At 58.8% G+C, this 19112-nt stretch carries 13 protein-coding genes and 4 pseudogenes; 11 read left to right on the forward strand and 6 right to left on the reverse strand.

Annotated features, from left to right (window positions below):
- The first annotated feature begins 53 nt into the window (after nucleotides 1–53).
- The 5 genes and pseudogenes from E5675_RS05865 to E5675_RS05885 form a co-directional block, all read left to right on the forward strand.
- A protein-coding gene (locus E5675_RS05865; RefSeq protein ID WP_095385752.1) for an IS3 family transposase occupies nucleotides 54–1201 on the forward strand; the annotation gives its coding sequence in 2 pieces (ribosomal slippage) (nucleotides 54–312 and nucleotides 312–1201; 1149 coding nt in all).
- 125 nt (nucleotides 1202–1326) lie between these two features.
- Nucleotides 1327–1731 (forward strand): transposase, encoded by a 405-nt coding sequence (locus tag E5675_RS05870; protein WP_210727615.1) that lies wholly within the window; start codon nucleotides 1327–1329, stop codon nucleotides 1729–1731.
- Nucleotides 1728–2081 carry an IS66 family insertion sequence element accessory protein TnpB gene (tnpB, locus tag E5675_RS05875; protein ID WP_054588704.1) on the forward strand — a complete coding sequence of 118 codons (354 nt, stop codon included), beginning with the start codon at nucleotides 1728–1730 and terminating at the stop codon, nucleotides 2079–2081. The genes E5675_RS05870 and tnpB overlap by 4 nt, the downstream gene beginning before the upstream one ends.
- Nucleotides 2082–2151: 70 nt before the next feature.
- Nucleotides 2152–3734, forward strand: a pseudogene (locus E5675_RS05880) (IS66 family transposase).
- A gap of 83 nt (nucleotides 3735–3817) precedes the next feature.
- Nucleotides 3818–4226, forward strand: a pseudogene (locus E5675_RS05885) (integrase core domain-containing protein); the annotation flags it as partial.
- 246 nt (nucleotides 4227–4472) lie between these two features.
- On the opposite strand, the gene E5675_RS05890 reads toward E5675_RS05885, so the two are convergent.
- A complete protein-coding gene (locus E5675_RS05890; protein WP_054588702.1) occupies nucleotides 4473–7409 on the reverse strand; it encodes a TonB-dependent receptor in 2937 nt (978 codons plus the stop codon).
- Between the two features lie 687 nt (nucleotides 7410–8096).
- Here E5675_RS05890 and E5675_RS05895 point away from each other — a divergent pair.
- The gene (locus tag E5675_RS05895) at nucleotides 8097–9419 is read left to right on the forward strand and encodes a hypothetical protein (RefSeq protein WP_039575466.1); all 1323 of its coding nucleotides are present in this window, start codon (nucleotides 8097–8099) and stop codon (nucleotides 9417–9419) included.
- Nucleotides 9420–9717: 298 nt separating this feature from the next.
- On the opposite strand, the gene E5675_RS05905 is transcribed toward E5675_RS05895, so the two are convergent.
- Complete coding sequence (locus E5675_RS05905) at nucleotides 9718–10326, reverse strand: IS5 family transposase (RefSeq protein ID WP_232003283.1); 609 nt, start codon at nucleotides 10324–10326, stop codon at nucleotides 9718–9720.
- A pseudogene (locus E5675_RS21685) lies at nucleotides 10230–10499 on the reverse strand (transposase); the annotation flags it as partial. The gene E5675_RS05905 and the pseudogene E5675_RS21685, both read right to left, overlap by 97 nt.
- Before the next feature lie 107 nt (nucleotides 10500–10606).
- Here E5675_RS21685 and E5675_RS05910 point away from each other — a divergent pair.
- On the forward strand, nucleotides 10607–10924 hold the full coding sequence (locus E5675_RS05910; protein ID WP_136173723.1) for a hypothetical protein: 318 nt from the start codon (nucleotides 10607–10609) through the stop codon (nucleotides 10922–10924).
- An 82-nt stretch (nucleotides 10925–11006) separates the two neighbouring features.
- A pseudogene (locus E5675_RS05915) lies at nucleotides 11007–11767 on the forward strand (IS5 family transposase).
- A 115-nt stretch (nucleotides 11768–11882) separates the two neighbouring features.
- Here E5675_RS05915 and E5675_RS05920 read toward each other — a convergent pair.
- The 3 genes from E5675_RS05920 to E5675_RS05930 all read right to left on the reverse strand — a co-directional run bounded on the left by E5675_RS05920 (nucleotide 11883) and on the right by E5675_RS05930 (nucleotide 14801).
- Entirely contained in the window at nucleotides 11883–12656 is a 774-nt protein-coding gene (locus E5675_RS05920) for an NUDIX domain-containing protein (RefSeq protein WP_082819772.1), read from the reverse strand.
- Nucleotides 12657–12717: 61 nt separating this feature from the next.
- Complete coding sequence (locus E5675_RS05925; protein WP_136173724.1) at nucleotides 12718–14307, reverse strand: AarF/UbiB family protein; 1590 nt, start codon at nucleotides 14305–14307, stop codon at nucleotides 12718–12720.
- 5 nt (nucleotides 14308–14312) lie between these two features.
- Complete coding sequence (locus tag E5675_RS05930; RefSeq protein WP_052208277.1) at nucleotides 14313–14801, reverse strand: MarR family transcriptional regulator; 489 nt, start codon at nucleotides 14799–14801, stop codon at nucleotides 14313–14315.
- Between the two features lie 131 nt (nucleotides 14802–14932).
- Here E5675_RS05930 and E5675_RS05935 point away from each other — a divergent pair, with 131 nt between their 5' ends.
- The 3 genes from E5675_RS05935 to E5675_RS05945 are packed head-to-tail and all read left to right on the forward strand — an operon-like array spanning nucleotide 14933 to nucleotide 19099.
- Complete coding sequence (locus E5675_RS05935) at nucleotides 14933–16060, forward strand: HlyD family secretion protein (protein ID WP_054590305.1); 1128 nt, start codon at nucleotides 14933–14935, stop codon at nucleotides 16058–16060.
- Nucleotides 16057–17628, forward strand: a complete 1572-nt coding sequence (locus E5675_RS05940) for an MDR family MFS transporter (RefSeq protein WP_095385529.1) — start codon at nucleotides 16057–16059, stop codon at nucleotides 17626–17628. Before E5675_RS05935 ends, E5675_RS05940 begins: the two co-directional genes overlap by 4 nt.
- Nucleotides 17629–17635: 7 nt before the next feature.
- Nucleotides 17636–19099 (forward strand): efflux transporter outer membrane subunit, encoded by a 1464-nt coding sequence (locus E5675_RS05945; RefSeq protein ID WP_039575413.1) that lies wholly within the window; start codon nucleotides 17636–17638, stop codon nucleotides 19097–19099.
- Nucleotides 19100–19112: the final 13 nt, after the last annotated feature.

The raw sequence follows: 19112 nt of genomic DNA on the forward strand, positions 1-19112 counted from the left end.
TGCCGGTTTGGTGGACACCGAGATAGGGTGTTTCCACCTATCGGAGGTCCACAATGCAAAGAAGGAAGTTCAGCCGCGAGTTCAAGCTTGAGGCGGTGAGGATGGTCCGCGAACGCGGGGTGACGATCGCGCAGGCGTCGCGCGATCTGGATGTGCATGCGAACGTGCTGCGTAAATGGGTCCGGGAGCTTGCCGCCGATCCGGGTCATGCCTTTCCCGGTCACGGTCAGATGAAGCCGGAGCAGATGGAGATCGATCGCCTGCGGCGCGAGCTGGCCAAGTTGAAGGCGGAGCGCGACATCCTAAAAAAAGCCGCCGCCTACTTCGCGAGGGACTCGATATGAAGTTCCAGTTCATCGCGAAGCACCGAGGGATCTGGCCGGTGGCATGGATGTGCGGGGCGCTCGGTGTCTCGCGAAGCGGCTTCCATGCCTGGCTGATCCGCCCGCCGTCGCAGCGTGCCCGCGACGACGAGGTGATCGGTGCGAAGGTCCGTGCCAGCCATGTAGGAAGTTATCGCACTTATGGCGCGCGCCGTGTCTGGCACGACCTGCTGGCCGATGGGGTGTCCTGCGGCCTGCACCGGATCGAACGGCTCATGCGGGCGCAGGGTCTGCGAGCGAGGCCGCGGCGACGCGGGCTTCCCAAGGATCACGGCGATCGTTCGGTCATCGCCGGCAACGTGCTCGATCGCCAGTTCACGGCAGACAGGCCGAACCAGAAGTGGGTGGCCGACTTCACCTATATCTGGACGGCCGAGGGATGGCTCTATGTTGCTGCGGTGATCGACCTGTTCTCGCGCCGGGTGGTCGGATGGTCGATGACTCCCAACATGACAGCCCAGCTCGTCACCGATGCGCTGATCATGGCGATCTGGCGGCGCGGCAAGCCCGATGCTCTCCTGCATCACTCGGATCAGGGCAGCCAGTATACCAGCGAGCAGTTCCAGCGGCTCATGGCCGACAATGGGGTCACCTGCTCAATGAGCCGGTCCGGCAATGTATGGGATAATGCCGCCATGGAGAGCTTCTTCTCCTCGCTCAAGACCGAGCGGATCGGGAAGAAGATCTACCGCACGAGGGCGCAGGCGAAGGCCGACGTGTTCGATTATATCGAATGCTTCTACAACCCGACCCGGCGTCACTCGACCTTGGGTTACCTCAGTCCTATCGACTTCGAACGTGAAGCTGGGGTAGCCTGAATGAACTTATCTCGGTGTCCACCAAACCGGCAGCAGGCCACCGTAAGCGCTAATTTACCCCCACATTTTCGAATGTTCTGAGATCGTTATGTTGCGCGCCTTCTGTATCGGGAGCGTAACTAGCGATGGGCGATGTAACTACGTTCGAAAGTAGCTTCGAAAGCAACGGGAACGGTCGTGCTCGCCCGATGGAGGTGATCCCGGCGGGTCGCGAGCGTCGGCAGTGGACGCCGAAAGCGAAGGCCCGGATCATCGCCGAGAGTATGGCGCCGCGGGCGAACGTCGCGGATATCGCGCGCCGGAACGATATCCTGCCGCAGCAGCTCTACGCCTGGCGCCGGGAAGCGCGCGAACGGATGGAATCGGACGACGCGCCGGCCTTCGTTCCGGCAATGGTCGAGGAGCCGAAGGCGCAGGGCAGCGGCGCCGAGATCCGCATCAACATCAAGGGCATGACGATCCGCATTCCCGACGGCGTGACTGCCGACCATATCGAGCGGGTGCTGCTCGCGGTGCAGGTGTCGACATGATCATCCCGCCGGGACCACTCAAAGTGCTGGTGGCGGTGAAGCCGGTCGACTTCCGCAAGGGAATGGTGGGCCTGGCGTCGCTCGTGCAGCACGAGCTGAACCGCGACCCCTTCTCCGGAATCATGTTCGTGTTCCGCCGCAAGCGCGCCGATCGGATCAAGCTGCTGCTATGGGACGGGACCGGCCTGGTGCTGGTGACGAAGCGGCTCGAGACGGGCACGTTCCGCTGGCCGCGCTTCGGCGACGGGGTGATGAGCCTTACCGCGGCGCAGGCTTCGGCGCTGATCGAAGGGCTCGACTGGGCGCGTGTTCATGCCCCGCGTGTGGCGCGTCCGGTGATGGCGTTATAGGCCGTGAAAATGACTCGTCTTGCCGCACAAAACGGGCAGAAAACCGCGAAATAATGTATCCATCCGCACCATGAGCGAGGGGGTGGAAGAGCTGCCCGACGACGTCGAGGCACTAAAGGCGATGATCATCGCCGAACGGCTCCGCTCCGCCCGGCTCCAGCACCTTCTTGATGTCCTCAATCGCATGCACTTCGGCAAGCGGTCGGAGAAGATCGACAGCGGCCAGCTCGCGCTGGCGCTCGAAGATCGCGACGTATCGATGGCCGAAGCCGAACTGCTGGTCGAACAGGGCGAGGAAGCCACCGGCATCGCGCCGCCGCGGCGCAAGCGTGCGGCGGACGAACCCGCGCCTCGCTGCCGGCGCATCTTCCGCGTCACGAGATCGAGATCGCGCCGGAGGCCGGCTGCTGCGCGGGCTGCGGCGGTGCGCTGCACCGGATCGGCGAGGATCGGTCCGAACGACTCGACATCATCCCCGCCCAATATCGCGTCATCGTGACGGTGCGGCCGAGGATGGTGTGCCGATCGTGCGGCGATAGCGTCGCGCAGGCGAAGGCTCCCGCGCATGTGGTGCCGGGCGGCCTGCCGAGGGAAGCGCTGCTCGCCGATATCCTCGTCAAGAAATACGCTGATCACCTTCCGCTCTACCGGCAGGCGCAGATGTTGGCGCGCCAGGGCGTGACGATCGATCGCGCGACGCTCGCGGGCTGGGTCGGCCGCGCGGCGGGCTATCTGAAGCCGATCGTCGACCGGCAGAAGGCGGAGCTTCTGAAGAGCGATCGCCTGTTCGTCGACGAGACCACCGCGATGGTGCTGGCGCCGAGCAGCGGCAAGACGAAGACGGGCTACCTGTGGGCGATGGTCCGCGACGACCGCCCGCATGGCGGGGTCGATCCACCCGCGATCGTTTACAGCTACATGCCGGGCCGGGGCGGCATGTGGGCGGCGAAGCTCCTCGGCGAGTATCACGGCATCCTGCAGGTCGATGGCTATGAAGCCTATGGCCAGTTCGGCAAGGCGGGACGTCCCGGCGGACCCTCGGTGCTGGCCTATTGCTGGGCGCATGTTCGCCGCGGCTTCTTCGACGCCGGCGGCAAGGGCGATGGCGCGCCGATCGCCACCGAAGCGCTGCACCGGATCGGGCTGCTCTACAACATCGAGCGCGAGATCCACGGTCGCACGCCCGAGGAGCGCCTTGCCGTCCGCTAGGCGCGGTCCAGCCCGATCGTCGACGAGCTGCATGACTGGCTCGACGCCAAGCGCCGGCGCATGTTCAGCGGCTCGCCGACCCTCAAGGCGATCAACTATGCACTGAGCCACTGGGCCGGGCTCGTCCGGTTCCTCGACGATGGCCGGATCGACATCGACAACAACCCGGTGGAGCGGTCGATGCGGCCGATCGCACTCCAACGGAAAAATGCGTTGTTCGCGGGCCACGAACTGGGCGCCGAGAACTGGGCGGCGATCGCGTCGCTGATCGAGACCTGCAAGCTGGGTGCGATCAACCCCGCCGCCTACCTGGCCGACGTCCTTGCCCGCATCGTCACCCGCGGCGACGGCGAGCCCATCGATGACCTGCTACCTGGGAACTGGGTCGATACAAAGGCCGCCGAAATGACGTTCGAAACGAGTGCCACCGCCAACGCCGCCTGAGCAAAGCACGATCGAAATTAGATACAACGAAATTAGGCGCCAGCTTCTAATCGAAGCCCGCGCCCGTCCGCCCCGCGTGGGGGAAAATTATCACTTACCAGGATCCACACCATCCTGACAGATAACGGCGTACAGTTCGTGCAGCGGGACCAAGGCGGCCCACTGGGATGGATCGGCCATATCTTCGGCCGTGTCTGCGAGCAGAACGGCATCGAGCATCGCCTCACCAAGCCCTATCACCCATGGACCAACGGCCAGGCCGAACGGATGGTGCGCACCATCAAGGAGGCCACCGTCAAATCCTTCCATTACACGTCGATCAATGAACTGCGCCGCCATGTCCGCGACTGGCTCGTCGCTTACAACTTCGCCAAGCAGTTGAAGGCTCTGCGCTTCAAGACAACCTACGAGGCCATCGAAGAGCTCCGGAAATCCAAGCCAGATATCTTCAATATGAAACCACTCCATCACATGCTGGGACTAAACACCTAACAGTCCACGCGGACCACTCGGTGGGGGCCGGTCAGATTCGAGGGGCAGGAGCCAATGTGCCTCCCATATCGCTCGCGCGAGACGCAAGTTTCCGCAGTGCGCACGCCGGACGTATCTCACACCCATTCCTCGCCCAAGACTGCAATTGGCGCATGAAATCGGCGTCGGAGGGCCTGCTACTGGCCCTCCGACGCCGCGATTTTCATGCGGTATAATTTTTCCCGATCGATTGGGACAGCTAAAGCATTAGAATTTTGCGCCGATCGCGACACCATAACGCCGCGGATCAAGCGTGTAGATATTTGTAAAATTACCGGAAGATGCATCGGTGACATAAAGTCCGGTAACTGAGTTGCTATCGAAGATATTCTGAACGAACCCCCGGACAAACCAGCGCTCGTCGGCACCATTCAACTGCAAAACTGCATTAGCCTGTACGAAAGGTTGGATGCGATTAATTCTGCCGTTGAAGATATTGCCATATTGCTTTCCGGTCATGGAAATGTCGACGCGGGGGACGAGTGTCATACCATTCCCGACCTCTGCCGTGTACTGCACGCCCATCGAGACCTTGACATTCGGCGCTTGCGGCAATGTGTTGCCCTTGATGTTAACCTCGACGCCAGGACTCAATACCTGGATCCCGCTGTTCGCAGGGATAGCGCTCGCGAGGACACCGCAAATGCCGAACGCGCCGCTGGAGGCGATATTGCCGTCCGAAGGAAATTCCTGCGGTGCGCGAAGGCCGAGAGCCGCATTTACGCCCGCAACGAACGCATCAGCAACGCCAGGCGCAGGTCCCGTGACAGCGCAGTGCGCACCATTGCTGATGTCCTTGATAATCACGGCATCAGGATCCCCGCCGCCCGGATCACGCGGATTGGAGAAGAATTGATCGCCGGCGACCTTGGCATTGAGATAGCTGAAGGACAGATTGATAAGCCAGTTCGGGTCCGGCCTGATGACAGACTCCAGTTCGACACCCCAGATATTGGCGTCAACCGTGTCATTCACGGACGTTCTTGCCACGATGCGGCTGAGCTGCAGTCCACTATATTTGTAGTAAAATGCGGTGGCATTGAGTTGTAACGCGCCGTTTGCGAAGACGTTCTTGGAGCCGATCTCGAAGGCATCGATCGTTTCAGAGCCGAAACTCTCGCTGACGGCGAAAATCGGAGAAAGCGGAGGATTGATCCCGCCGGATTTGTAACCCCTAGAATAAGATGCATAGAGTGAATTGTCCGGCGTAACCTCGAAGGCCAGAACTGCTCGTCCGGTAATTTCGTCGAAGCTTACTTCGCGAAACTGGGCGAGCTGTTGGCCCGGCGTCCCCGGGTCGGCATCGAAAAGCCCAGACGGCCCGGTGAGGGGCGTTATCGGGGTATCGAACGGATCTCCATCATTGGCATAAGGGTTCAGGAAACTGATCAGCGTCGTACGCGCCGTCACATCCTTCTTGTCATTATTGTAACGCAGCCCCCCGGTCAACGTCAGCCGGTCGCTTAGATCGAAATAGACCTCGCCGAAAATGCCATAGCTCTCTAGATTCGATTCCAGCGAGTTGTTCCGATACATCGACGTCGCGAAATAGGATGGCGGAAGGCCGCCCGACAAGGAGCCGAATGAACCCAATACGGCACTGGCGTAATCGAGCGCAAACGAGTTCACATAATAGCTATTGTCGGTGGTTTTCGATTTCGCGTAAATTCCGCCCAACAGGAAATTGAACGGCCCGTCGAAGTCACTCGTGAGGATGAGCTCTCCGCTCCACGATTCGCGTTGTTCCGAAGATCGATCGAAAGAAAGCGGCGTTTCGGAACACAGCGAGTTCCCTTCGAAAGCGCCTCTGCTTCCATCATCATTATCCGACGTGCACAGCACGCCCTGCGGACCGTCCGGGATTAGAGCGCCGGCAATCGGCGAAAAATAGGCCGAAGAGCCGGGAATGAAGGCTGGCGCCGGCGGAGCAAGACCTGTCGGTAATCCGTTAGCCGCAAAAAAGTCCAACGTATTGAGCGCCGGGGCGAAACCGGCACGGCTTTGAATTCCAAGAAAATAGTCCTGCCTGGAATCGACTTCAGTATCCTGATAAATGCCGGTGGCCGTCAGGGTCATCGCGCCGAATTTTTGCTCAAGGCGCGCCTGCACCTGTAGCTCTTCGGCAAAATAGAAAGGGGTATAGGCCGTGTTGACGACACGCACATCGCCAGGCTCCTGAAACCCGGAAAACCCATCAGGGCCATAAAGGCTGCCGAGGCCGAGCACGGCGGGAATGCCCTGAATGGCGAAGAACTCGGATGAACTGAGCGTCGCACCGACCGTTGAATTTGCGTTCGTGGTATCGAAATCACGTCGATTGTTCAGGCATCCGAGCACGCCCAATGGATCGCGTTGGCACGTTTGTTTCTGGTTTCTGAGGCGCGTGTCCTTTTCCCGGAAATAATAGCCCATGAGATCGATCGTCGTATCAGGACCGGGTTCGAAACGAAGGGAGCCTCGCAACGCATAGAGGTCCCGAGCGTCGATGTCCGATCCATCATAGAGATTCGTCGTATAACCGTCGCGGTTCACATATATGCCCGCCAGCCTCACGCCGATCATATCCCCGATCGGGACGTTGACCATGCCACGCGCTTCGATGCTGTTGAAATTGCCATACTCGAATTGCGCTTCAGCCTCGAAACGGGAGAGTTTGGGTTTCGCGGTCACAACATTCACGACCCCGGAGGTCGCATTCCGGCCGAACAGGGTGCCTTGAGGTCCGCGAAGGACTTCAATCCTTTCCAGATCGAAATATTCGGTCTCGAACAGGCGTGTTCCGAACAAGGGGGATCCATTGACATGGATTGCGGTCGCAGCATCGCAGGTGACGCCGACGCACAGGTCGCCAACGCCGCGAATAGTGAATGAAGCTGAGGTGAAATTGCCTTTCGAGAAAGATACATTGGGCAGCGTCAGCTGTAGATCCGAGGCATTTTCGATCTGCTGGCTTTCAAGCGCCTCAGCGCTGAATGCGCTGACAGCGATCGGTACGTCTTGCAAGCTTTGCGCCTGACGTTGCGCTGTCACGACGATGACATTGTCACCGCCATCTGGCTCTTCGGCTATGACTTCCTGAGCATTTGAGACCTGTGGCAACGCCATCACGACGGCGCTTGCCAACCAATAGGCTTTCTTATTCATCACCCTATCTCTCCCTGTCTCGATTTTTTCGTTTCTTGCGCGAACCCGTCCTTGTCCCCGATTGTCGATGTTCAAAAATGGGGCAGCTCGCCGAGCTGCCCCGAGTTTGAGGAGTGGCCAGAAGGAGATTTCCGGAGAGGAAAAGATTCTCGCCGCTCGGCTGGAAGATGAGCAGTTTTTCGGCATTTGGTAAAGAACTTTATTATGGCACTTTATTATTTTGCTCGGGGCGGTGGGAGGTGTGCCATCTCAGATCCGAAGATATCAGTTTATACATCCGATGCTTGCTGTCAGCGCTTCAGCCTTGGCGCGGTCGAGCGCGCGCCGACGACTTTTGGATGCGGCTGCGGTACGGCATGCCCGATCCGGAGCGCATGACCCGCGTGGTCGAAAGTTGGATAGCAGTGCAAAAGGCCGGGCTCTGATCCCGGCTGGTGGAAACCAGGGGGTCAGGTCAGTTCACCTATTCCTTCCCGTTCATTTTAGAGTCATCAAGATCGTATTAACCACGTCACGGTCCCTGCCGGGCAGGGCTTTCACGTGGGGGCATCCATGACCAGAACCAAACCATCCCTTAAGTCAGCTATCCTGTTGGCCAAATAGGATCAAGGCGACCGGCGCACCAATTTACCTCGTGACTGAGCCATGTGCGCGCGAAAACCGTCACCACTTCGATGGGGATTCGACATGACATTGCCATTTCACATGCCGTCCACAATCCGCCTTTCGGGTGTAGGTCTTGCCGCTTGTGCGATTGCCACGATTGCTGCCGCAAGTGCGCAGGCGCTACCACTATCCAGCTTCAAGGATCAGGGCGTCGACCATATCTTTGGCAGCTACGCCCCGCGCGGCGACTGCTCAAAGGAACCGCGCGTAACCATCGATGAAAAGGGCATGACGTTCCGCGCCAATGGTCGGGAAATAAAGCCCCCTCGGGTGGAATATGCTCTCACCTTCATGGGCCAGAGCTATGACGGCATCATGGCAGTATTTTTTCCCTTTCCAGTTAGCAGCAATGATTTTGGTCGGGTTCTCATGTATGTGAACGACGACGAGAAGCGCGGTGTCATCCGCTTTGAATCCGATCTGCCGCGCGGCCAACGCCCGGCTTCTTTCCATGCGGCCTTCACGGGTGGCGGCCCGTTCACGCTCTGCCAGGGCAGCGCTCTTGCTGGCACGCCACTGCCGCCACGGCCTGAGCCGGCGGTGGCCGTGCAAGGCATTCCAGCGGAATGGACCAATCTCGCCAGCCTCGTCGGCAAATATCCGGGAAGCTACGCCAAGGACAATATCGACCTGTTCGATAAGGGTACCTTGGCTGCGGCATTGAAGGCCCGGATGGGGCCGAAGATGGCTGCGCTGCGGACCAATCTCTCAGCCGTCTCGCCATTGCAGCGGGCTGGGAACTATTACTATCTTTCCGGCAATGCGCAGCATCAGGGCGGTGTGGAGCAGGCCTATATAATAATAGACCCGGCGCGCCGTGCGGTGCAGGTGGGCCTTTGGGAGCGCGGCAAGCTAACAGTTTATCCGTCTGCTTCGGGCGTTAGGCTGCCGATTGCGCCGGAAATCAAGACGCTGTTGGACAAAAGCCCGCCCGAAACGGCAGTGCCGCTTCCCGGTACACCCTGGGAAGTTGTACCGGTGCAAGGTCGCGCGCCCATGGCTTATGTGAGCGCCGCGGCATCGCCCAACATCGAAGCCCTCAGTCTCTATTGTGAAGGCGGAAAGCCCTACATGGCGATGCTGCTCAACAAGCCCTCCGCCGACAATGCGATGACGATGACGTGGAACTTCTCCGGTCGGCTCGTTAGCATATCCGTTCAGCGCGCCAATGCGAACGGCACTCAATGGATCGGCGGCGTGACGGGTACGCAACTTGTTCCCCTGCTCATGCAGCAAAGCGGGACGGTGATGCTACGTATCAACGGGCGGCTGGAAGGCGAAGCCTCGCTCAGCAATTCAATTGCAGTGCTGCGCGATACCCTGCGGGGATGCGTGCGGCTCTGACCTGTGAGAACGGCGCCGCCTCCATTTCAGGTGCTCTGCCACCTGAATTCTGGACCAGTTGCGGTTAGAGTTTTCCGCCGTAGATATCATTGGCTGGGCGAGCAGTTAGAGCGGGATGACATTTGGCTGATTCAAAGGGGATTCTTTTTTGGGCGGTTTTCTGATTCATATGTGGACGCCCCCTATGGCAAGGGCTTTGTGGTCGCGATGGCTTTGATCGGTTGCTTTCATATGTCCGGCCTGTTTGTGCGGCGTTTTGAGTGCCGCTGGCCTTGATGGAAATCCGCCGGTGAGGTCCCTAGGCCGCGTTGACAAAAGACTTCAGCCATAGCCGCGTGGCGGCGAGGTTTAGGAAGCTCTCGAACGAGAGAAGGGTTTTGTCATATCGAGTGGCGATGCGTCGTTGCTGTTTGAGCTTTCCGAACATGCGCTCGACGCGGTTGCGGTCCTTGTAACGGCGATAGTCGGGATGCTCTGGCACCTTGCGGTTCGAGCGGGGCGGGATGATCGGCAGGATGCCCCGGGTCAGCAGGCTTTCCCGGAAGCGATCACCATCATAGCCCTTGTCCGCGAGCAGCGCCTTGGGTGTGGCGACGGGGATCGCCATCAGCGGTTCGGCAGCGGTGTAATCAGAAGCCTCGCCGCCGGTCAGGATGAAGCCGACAGGCAGTCCTTGATTGTCGCAGCGGGCGTGGATTTTGCTCGTAAAGCCGCCGCGTGATCGACCAAGAGCGTTCGCACAAGCCCCCCTTTTCCGCCCGCTGCCGAAACATGGCCGCGAACGCTGGTGCTGTCGATCATATGTTGCCAGTCGTCGGTCAGACCCAGATCGACCAGCGTTTGCAGCAGGGCATCCCAGACACCCTGTTCGGCCCAGCGCCGGAAGCGGACATAGACCGAGTTCCACTTGCCGTAGCGCTCGTGCATGTCGCGCCAAGGGCAGCCGACCCGCAGCACGTGAAGCATGCCGTTGAGAAAGCGACGATTATCGCCCGACGGCCGCGCCCAGCGACCACGTTCAGGCGGCAGCAGCGGCCCAATCAGGTCCCACTCCGCATCCGACAAATCCCCGCGACCCATGACTGATCCTCAAAAAGCAGTCTTGAATCAGAAGGAGGAGGATTTGGGAATCCCTTTTGTCAACACGGCCTAGTACAAATCCATACTTGCGCTCGTTGCTACAGGAAATGGCGGTTGGCAATACGCGAGAGTGGTTGGAAGATGTTCGTGCCAAGGGTGGGCTTCACGATTGGGTGAATATCGATCATCTGACCCGCCACATGGCAAACATGGAATATGGCCTAATACTTGAATGGGCGACGAGCAGCGTGAAAGATTCGGATTACCTTTTTCACTTCGTCGAGATTATTCTCTTCAGTGCGTTGGCGGCAACGCGAGGAGAAGTCAGAGAAACAGCAAATTCCATTCTTACAAAAATGGTAGCTACAGGCGAGCTACCTAAGTTCGAGAACCCAATTATTCGCCCGATTGACGTGCCAAAGTAGACTGCAATGGCGTGCCCTAGGGTCAGGACCCATTGATTTGCGGTGATGGCTGTGATTCAGGCGGCTGCGAAGGAGCCTGAATTTGAGCGATTTATTCTGGCTGACGGACGAGCAGATGGCTCGGCTTCAGCCCTATTTTCCCAAGAGCCATGGCCGCGAGCGCGTTGATGATCGGCGCGTTTTGAGCGGGATCATCTTCGTCAACCGCAATGGGCTGAGGTGGCGCGATGCGCCGAGGGAATACGGCCCGGCGAAGACGCTCTACAATCGCTGGAAGCGGTGGAGCGACAAAGGCATCTTCATCCGCATGATGGAAGGCCTGGCGACACCTCAGGCTCCCGAGCGCAAGACGATCATGATCGACGCGACCTATCTTAAAGCGCACCGCACGGCGTCGAGCCTGCGGGTAAAAAAGGGGGTCCAGGACGCCTGATCGGCCGGACGAAAGGCGGCATGAACACCAAGCTTCATGCCGTGAGTGATGCGAATGGTCGTCCAATCAGCTTCTTCCTGACCGCCGGACCGGTCAGCGACTACACTGGCGCGGCCGCTTTGCTCGACAGTCTGCCCAACGCGCAATGGATGCTGGCCGACCGAGGCTATGATGCCGACTGGTTCCGCGACGCCCTGCAGGAGAAGGGTATCACGCCCTGCATCCCGGGCTGAAAAATCCGGAACACGACCGTAAAGTACGACAAACGCCGCTACAAACGCCGTAACCGCATCGAGATCATGTTCGGCCGCCTCAAAGACTGGAGGCGGGTCGCAACACGCTACGATCGCTGCCCGAAGGCCTTCTTCTCCGCCGTCGCACTCGCCGCAACCGTCATCTTCTGGCTCTGATCAATGAGTCCTGACCCTAGACTATGCGACAAGAAATACTGGGATAAAACAAGCCATTCCCCCAGTTACCCGGCTACGGATCGTAAGAGTTTGCCCCCGCTTGCTTGCTTCTATCTCAGCTGATAACTTCGAAGGCTGTGCCGTATCCCACGTCGGCGGGGATAGTGAGGATGTTCTTGCCGTCTCGCTGGATGACTTCTGGAAGGACCGGCACGATTTCGCGAGCCTTGGCCCGCGCGACGCAATCGTCTGCGCTCGCAGCTTCGGCTAGCAGTTGCAGGTTCAATCGCGTGGGAAAGATGATCGTTCGTTCACCGCTGACACCCAGTTTCAGGGCTTTGCTTGGCGAAAGCCATTCCGCATCAACGGTTTCATATCCATCACATGCTGCGATCTGGCGCTCTGGGGCGCGAACGACGAAGAAATGAGTGTCGAAGCGCTTTTGCATAAAGCTGGGCGTGATCCACCGCGCGAACTCGCTCAGGCGATCAAGGCGCAGTTGCACATCGGCCTCGCGCACAATGTCGAAAAATTCGCGCTCGCCTCGCTCGACGGCTTTGCGGCTTTCAAGATCGCAAATATCCTCGAACTCGCTACCGTCGCGATGATCGGCCAGCAGGATGCCTGCTTCCTCAAAGGCTTCACGAATCGCGGCAATCCGAAGGGTGCGCTGCGTAGGATCTAGCGTTTTCCAGCCCCTGCAATAATCGGCCCATTCAGGCGCTTCATCGGCAGCAGAAGGCTTTCCACCGGGAAAGACCAGCGCGCCGGATGCAAAATCGATCTGGTGATGCCGCTTGACCATCAGCACCTGGAACTCCGGCTCGTCGCGAAGCAACAGCATGGTGGCTGCGGGGACCGGATCGACTGGCTTCTGCAGTGTCATCATAAACTCCAGTTCTCAGTTGGCCTGATATTGGACGCTGGCCCGTTCAAGCTGAGCAACGATCTTATCGCCATTTGCGCAGAAGAACCAACCCGGCAAGAGCCACTGCAACACTTGCAAGCACCCAGGATTGATTCGCAAGCAGCGCCGCGGAGACGATAAGTGCGGCCGCCACAGGACCTTTGACAGGCTGGCTCGCGCGGCGAATGGCTGCGAGCTTCTCAAAACTTGCCGGATCAATCTGGACAGGCACATGCCCGGACTTGGCTATAGCGGCGGCGTTATCGAGAAGGTCAGGCATGATCGCCGCTAGGGCGAGGAGTTGTCGGCGAACTTTTTTTAAATTGGCGCGATTCCTGCCAAGGGAGAATCTTTCTGCGAACAGCTCCAACATGATGGGGCGTGTTTCCTCCCCGATATTATAGTCAGGCGCAAAGGAACGCGCAAACCCTTCCGCCGTGAGCAATGTTCGAAGAAGGATCGCCAGATCAGGCGGAAGTGCGAGCTGATAGTCTCGCAGGAGATCGAACACGCGGCTGAAAATATGCGAGAACTCAATCCCCGAAAGGACCGTTCCCCTGAACTCACCGATCAGCTGGTCCAAATTCTGGGTGAGCCCATCACGGTCAACTTTCGGATCTCCAGCCCATTCGAGCAACACGTTCGCGACGTCTGCTGTGTCTTCGTCGGCTATAGCCATGACAAGTCGTACCAGTTCCTCGCGCCTCGCCTTTGTGAGAGTGCCGACCGATCCGAAGTCGATAAAGCCCACATCCTGTTCCCCGATAAGGAAAACATTGCCTGGATGCGGATCGCCATGAAATTCGCCATTCAGAATGATCATGCGCAGGACTGCATTCGCATATTGTCTCGCGAACGCCGCCACGCGTGGGTCGGTCGATTCGGCCTCGATCGCAGACGCGGGCGTTCCATACAGCCGCTCCTGGACGTTGACCCGTATCCCCGTCAGTTCCCAATGAATTGTTGGAGTCTTGATCCCAAGCGTATCAAGATAGCCACCGATACGCTCGCATGCACGAGCTTCTGCTGCCAGATCCATTTCCCAGGCAAGATTTCTGCCAAAGGTTCGCAGGAACTCTACGGGGCGATAGCGGGCGATTTCAGGGGATCGATCCTCGGCAACGGCGGCGAGGCGCGTCAGGAGCCGCACATCGGCCTCCATTCGCGCAGCAGTGCCCGGACGCCGCACCTTTATGATAACGTCGGCGCCGTCGAGCAGCGAAGCAGAGTAGGTCTGCGCTACCGAAGCCGAAGCCAGTGGTTGTTCATCGAATTGGGTGAATTCCCCTCGCCAGTCAGCTCCCCAGCTTGCGGCAAGGATGGGCTCGATTTCTTCGAATGGCACCGGAGAAACCTTATCGTGGAGCGTCGCGAAGGCAGCAATCCAGGACCTGGAAAACAGATCGCTGCGCGTCGCCAGCAGCTGTCCAAGCTTTATTCCGACCGGACCAATGTCGCGCAGGAGTGCGACGACCGCCGCCGGCCGCAATTCACCTGGATCGATTGACTTGGCCGGATGCGGAATGACTCCGAGAGCGCCCGCCAGGCTTTTGGCGCCGTGCCGGACAAGAATCTGTCCTATCTCGGCGGCGCGTGCGATGTCTCCTATCGGTTTATCTCGGAACCCAGGCATATGTCCTATTCCGCATCGGTCCGGCTCTGATCGAGATTCGACGCAATCCGCACAAGAATGTCCAGCAACGTCCGTTTTTCGTCGCGCGTGGCGTTCCGCCATAGGACCCTATGCAGCCCGTCCGCGGATTCTCTCAGTTGGGGCAACAACCTGTCGAGCTCCTGGGTCAGGATGAGCTGCCATGCCCGGCCGTCCGTTTTGGCTCGTCGCCTTTCCATCAATCCTTTCCCACAAAGGCCAGCGACGGCTTGACCGATCGTGGCGGATTCCAACTCTAGTCGCTTGGCAATTCCGGCCTGCGTCAACGATGGTTCGCGGAGAAGTTGTCCGATGATGCGCCACTGCGTCTGATTGAGGCCAATCTTGGCAATCCGTGCGTCATAAGCGCGCCTCGCCCCCCGACTAATCTCGTCCATCAAATATAGCATACGGTCGTCGTCGGTGAGGGCGCCTTCGCGAAGCCGTGGCGGCATTGTGTCGAGATTTGCGTTCATACCGCTGCCTAGTCCGTTTCGTGGGAATGCCAAAACGCAAATTACTAAACGATTTTACTAACCGGATGGAACGGTCTACGCCACGCCATGAAGCGACTTAGCACATGTCCAAAATCCTTCGAAAGAGGCAGATGACCGACGAACCAAATGAGCGGGAACAGGATCGCGCGCCCGCATCCAGCCTGAAATCGCAACCCAAATTTCGCCTCATCCTCATCATAGCCATCACTGCTGCGCTGATTGCAGGTGGTTGGTGGTATTACAGGCATGTCACCTATGGGCAGTACATGCAGTCGACCGACAACGCCTATGTCGCGGCCGACAGCGTTGTGGTTTCATCAAAAGTGGCCGGATACGTGGACGCGGTGCTCGTCTCTGAGAACGGGCGGGTCAGTCCCGGCGAGGCGCTCGTGCAACTGGATGTGCGAGATTATAGAGCCCAGGCGCAACAGGCGCGTGCGCAAATTGCGGCGACGCTGGCCGGCGCCGACACAATCCGCTCGCAAGTAACCGAACAGGACTCAGCGATTCGGCAGGCGCGGGCCCAACTCGCCGCCAAGCGCGCGGCGCTCGACCTCGCCAATGAGCAGGTAGCGAGGTATCGCCCCCTTGCCGCGACCGGTGCGGAGCCGCGAGAAAAGCTTCAACAATATGAGACACAGGCGCAGCAAGCGCACGCCGACTTTGTTGCTGCCCAGGCAGCAGTCTCTGCTGCCAACGGTCGGAGGGCCACCTTGTTCAAACAGATCGACCAGACCGAAGCCCAAGCTGACGCGGCCCGCGCGCAGCTGGAAGCGGCCGACCTAGATGTCACATCGACTCTGCTGCGAGCCAGCAAGGGAGGTCGCGTTGGCGATCTAACAGTAAGGGTCGGCCAATTCGTTCAGCCCGGTCAGCGATTGATGACGGTGGTTCCGGTAAACGAAATCTACGTCATCGCTAATTTCAAGGAGACGCAGGTCGGCCTTTTGCGGGCGGGGCAACCGGTCAGGCTCGAGGTCGATGCTCTTCCCGACTTTGAGATTGCTGGACGCGTTGAGAGCATCTCGCCCGGAACCGGAGCAGAATTTTCGATCCTGCCGCCCGAAAACGCCACAGGGAATTTCACCAAGATTGTTCAGCGGATAACGGTTCGTATCGCGATAATAGCCTCGCCCAAAGTGCGTCGTCTGCTCGTCCCGGGCATGTCGGTTGTGGCAGTTGTCGACACGCGAAACGCTGCCGGAGAGCTGAAAGAGATCTCGAGTACCGACAAATGACCGCCGAGTTGGCATCGAACAGCGCCTCTGGTACTCCGACTGCAGAAAGGCGGAATGCCGATATCACCGCGTGGATAGCGGTCGCAGCGGGTGCACTTGGCGCCATGCTCGCAACACTCGATATCTCTATCGTCAATTCCGCGCTTCCGGTGATCCAGGGCGAAATCGGAGCCAGCGGCACCGAGGGCACTTGGATTGCCACCGCATTTCTCGTTGCCGAAATTGTGGTAATTCCGCTTAGCGCCTGGCTTGAACGCCTTTTTGGACTGCGAAACCTGCTCATCATTGCGGTTTCCGCGTTCACCGGCTTCTCAATTCTTTGCGGTATGGCGACCGACCTCACGACCATGATCATCGGTCGCACGGGTCAGGGTTTCATGGGTGGTGCGCTGATACCAACTGCGATGACCATCGTGGCGAAAAGATTGCCGCCCCATCAACAGCCGATCGGCATGGCGCTGTTCGGCATGACAGTGATTCTGGGTCCGGTCATGGGGCCGCTGATCGGTGGCTGGCTGACCGAAAATTTGAGCTGGCACTATGCCTTCTTTGTCAATGTTCCAATCTGCGCCGTACTGCTGCTGCTGCTATTCGTCGGGCTTCCTCACGAAGAGCCGAAGTGGGAGTATCTGACCGATGCTGATTGGGCGGGCATTGCCGGCCTGATTCTGGGGTTGGGCGCTTTGACTGTGTTGCTTGAGGAGGGGCATCGCGAGGAATGGTTTGAATCCGCTCTTATTCGCTGGCTGGCACTCATTGCCGTTATCGGTTTCGCTTCACTCATATACGGGCAGCTGAACGCGTCGAAGCCCGTCCTGAAACTCCGCCTCCTTCTCAATCGCCAATTCGGAAGCGTTGCGGTGATGGCTCTCGCCCTGGGAATGGTCATGTATGGTTCGACCTACGTCATTCCCCAATTTCTTGCGATCATATCCGATTATAACGCTTTTCAAACCGGGCTCGTTATATTTTGGATGGGTATTCCGGCTTTTGTGCTTATGCCGATCCTGCCCTTCATGATCCGCAGACTCCACATTCGCATTGCCGTCGGTGTCGGAATGCTTCTGATGGCGGCCAGCTGTTTCGTCAGCATAAGCCTCACCGCGGAATCTGGGGGCGCCGTATTCATCGAAAGCCAGCTTATTCGGGGTGTTGGCATGATTCTGGCCATGATGTTCCTGAACCAGGCTACCGTAGCCTCGGTGGCAAAGACAGATGCTGGCGATGCCTCCGGTATTTTTAACGCCGCTCGAAATCTCGGAGGATCTTTCGCTTTGGCCGGACTGGCTTCGTTTCAGGACCAGCGGATCTGGCACCATAGCCGGCGCATGGAAGAGACGCTGAATGCCAACAGTGCTTCACTCCAGATTTATCTTGATGAACTCGCGAAAAGCTTCGGCGGGATGGAGGGTGCCATGTCGATGCTAGGCCGGACCATCCAGCGGGACGCGTTCGTAATGACCTACAATGATGTATTCTTGGTGATGGGCGTCCTGACCTTGATGACCGTTCCTTTGGTCATCTTTTTGAAGCCGCTTCCCAAGAATGTTTCCCTTTCGATGCACTGAGCCTGACATGATAAGAAAATCTGTAATATCGCTTCTCGCCTCGTTTCTGCTGGCCGGTTGTGTTGCGGGCCCAGACTACGCCGGGCCTCCAGAAGTATTCTCGGCGAACCGAAATGACGGCTTTGTCCGTGCCGGCGGTAACATCATCGATACCGAGCCCGAGCTGGCAGAGTGGTGGCTCCTTTTGAACGATCCGGAATTGACCAGGCTTATCGAGGCTGCGTTATCGGACAATCCTTCGCTTCAGGCTGCGCAAGCGCGGATTGCGCAGGCGCGGGCATCCGTGAGACAGGAGAAGGCCGGAAGATTTCCGACGCTTGGAACCCAGGCGACGGCTATTCAGGGCCGCTTGCCGGGCCTTGATATTCAGAACAGTGCCCCGCCTTCGGCGAGCGCGCCTGTTAGTCCGCAGGGACAGGCGGATGATAGCCTCAGTGTCTACAATCTCGGGCTCAACGCTAACTGGGAGCTGGATTTCGCAGGAGGAACGCAGCGACGGATCGAGGCCGGCAACGCTCAGGCCGCGGCAGCGGTTGCCAATGTGGAGGATGCCAAGGTCCAGCTGACCGCCGAAGTTGCCAATGCCTATGTCAACCTGCGCGAGGCCCAGTTTCGAGCCAAAGCGTACCGAACCGAGTGCGAGTTGCAGCAGCAAACCCTCTCGCTAACCTATCAACGGTATCAGCAAGGCGTGTTGCCCCTGTTCCCTCTCGGCAATGCAAATGCCGAGCTCGAGCTGCTCAAGTCTCAGCTCGCCGAGGCCGAAGCTGACACGGCGGTATTGCTCGATGCGCTTGCCATTCTAGCTGGACAGATCCCAGGGACAACGGACGAAGCGCTGAAACAGATCTTCGATGTTCCCCTCCCGCCGGAACAGGTCGCCGTGGGCGACCCCTCCAACCTTGTCGCACGTCGGCCCGACATCCGCGCGGCCGAACGCAGCCTGGCGGCAGCAACGGCTCGGATCGGTGTTGCGGAGGCTGCACGATTTCCGAAGCTGTCATTCATGGGAATCTTGGGACTTGGCGGAACGTCGCCAGACGATCTCTTTGATGTGAGCAATCCGTCAATTCTCGCCATTCCACAGTTGCAGTGGAACTTCCTCGATTTCGGAAGGGTCGATGCCTCGGTCGATCAGGCGAGCGCCGTCCGTGCCGAGGCAGTTGCCAACTATCGAAAGACGGTGCTTTCTGCACTTCAGGACGCCGAGCGCGCGTTGTCGCGCTTTAGCCAGCAGCGCTCTGCCCTGGTGGCGTTCGCGCAGATCAAGTCCCAGGCAGATGGCGCAGCCGATCTTGATCGACAACGATTTGCCGGCGGAGTGATCTCGCGCGCCGACCTAAATCGCACGCTTCGCAAACAGCAGCAGGCGGCAACCGACCTCGTCCGGGGAAAGGCGGCGCTCACGCTGTCATGGATCGCCCTGCAAAAATCACTCGGCCTGGGATGGCAAGTGCAAGCAAAGATTTAATGTCACCTACGAG

Origin of the sequence: Sphingopyxis sp. PAMC25046 (genome assembly GCF_004795895.1) — a bacterium.
GTDB lineage: Bacteria > Pseudomonadota > Alphaproteobacteria > Sphingomonadales > Sphingomonadaceae > Sphingopyxis.

Coding starts and splice junctions, on each gene's coding strand:
- E5675_RS05940 (WP_095385529.1), top strand. CDS start 16,057: ATGACCGCCGAGTTGGCATCGAACAGCGCCTCTGGTACTCCGACTGCA.
- E5675_RS05920 (WP_082819772.1), bottom strand. CDS start 12,656: ATGATGACACTGCAGAAGCCAGTCGATCCGGTCCCCGCAGCCACCATG.
- E5675_RS05895 (WP_039575466.1), top strand. CDS start 8,097: ATGACATTGCCATTTCACATGCCGTCCACAATCCGCCTTTCGGGTGTA.
- E5675_RS05890 (WP_054588702.1), bottom strand. CDS start 7,409: ATGAATAAGAAAGCCTATTGGTTGGCAAGCGCCGTCGTGATGGCGTTG.
- E5675_RS05910 (WP_136173723.1), top strand. CDS start 10,607: ATGGCGGTTGGCAATACGCGAGAGTGGTTGGAAGATGTTCGTGCCAAG.
- E5675_RS05870 (WP_210727615.1), top strand. CDS start 1,327: ATGGGCGATGTAACTACGTTCGAAAGTAGCTTCGAAAGCAACGGGAAC.
- E5675_RS05945 (WP_039575413.1), top strand. CDS start 17,636: ATGATAAGAAAATCTGTAATATCGCTTCTCGCCTCGTTTCTGCTGGCC.
- tnpB (WP_054588704.1), top strand. CDS start 1,728: ATGATCATCCCGCCGGGACCACTCAAAGTGCTGGTGGCGGTGAAGCCG.
- E5675_RS05930 (WP_052208277.1), bottom strand. CDS start 14,801: ATGAACGCAAATCTCGACACAATGCCGCCACGGCTTCGCGAAGGCGCC.
- E5675_RS05935 (WP_054590305.1), top strand. CDS start 14,933: ATGACCGACGAACCAAATGAGCGGGAACAGGATCGCGCGCCCGCATCC.
- E5675_RS05925 (WP_136173724.1), bottom strand. CDS start 14,307: ATGCCTGGGTTCCGAGATAAACCGATAGGAGACATCGCACGCGCCGCC.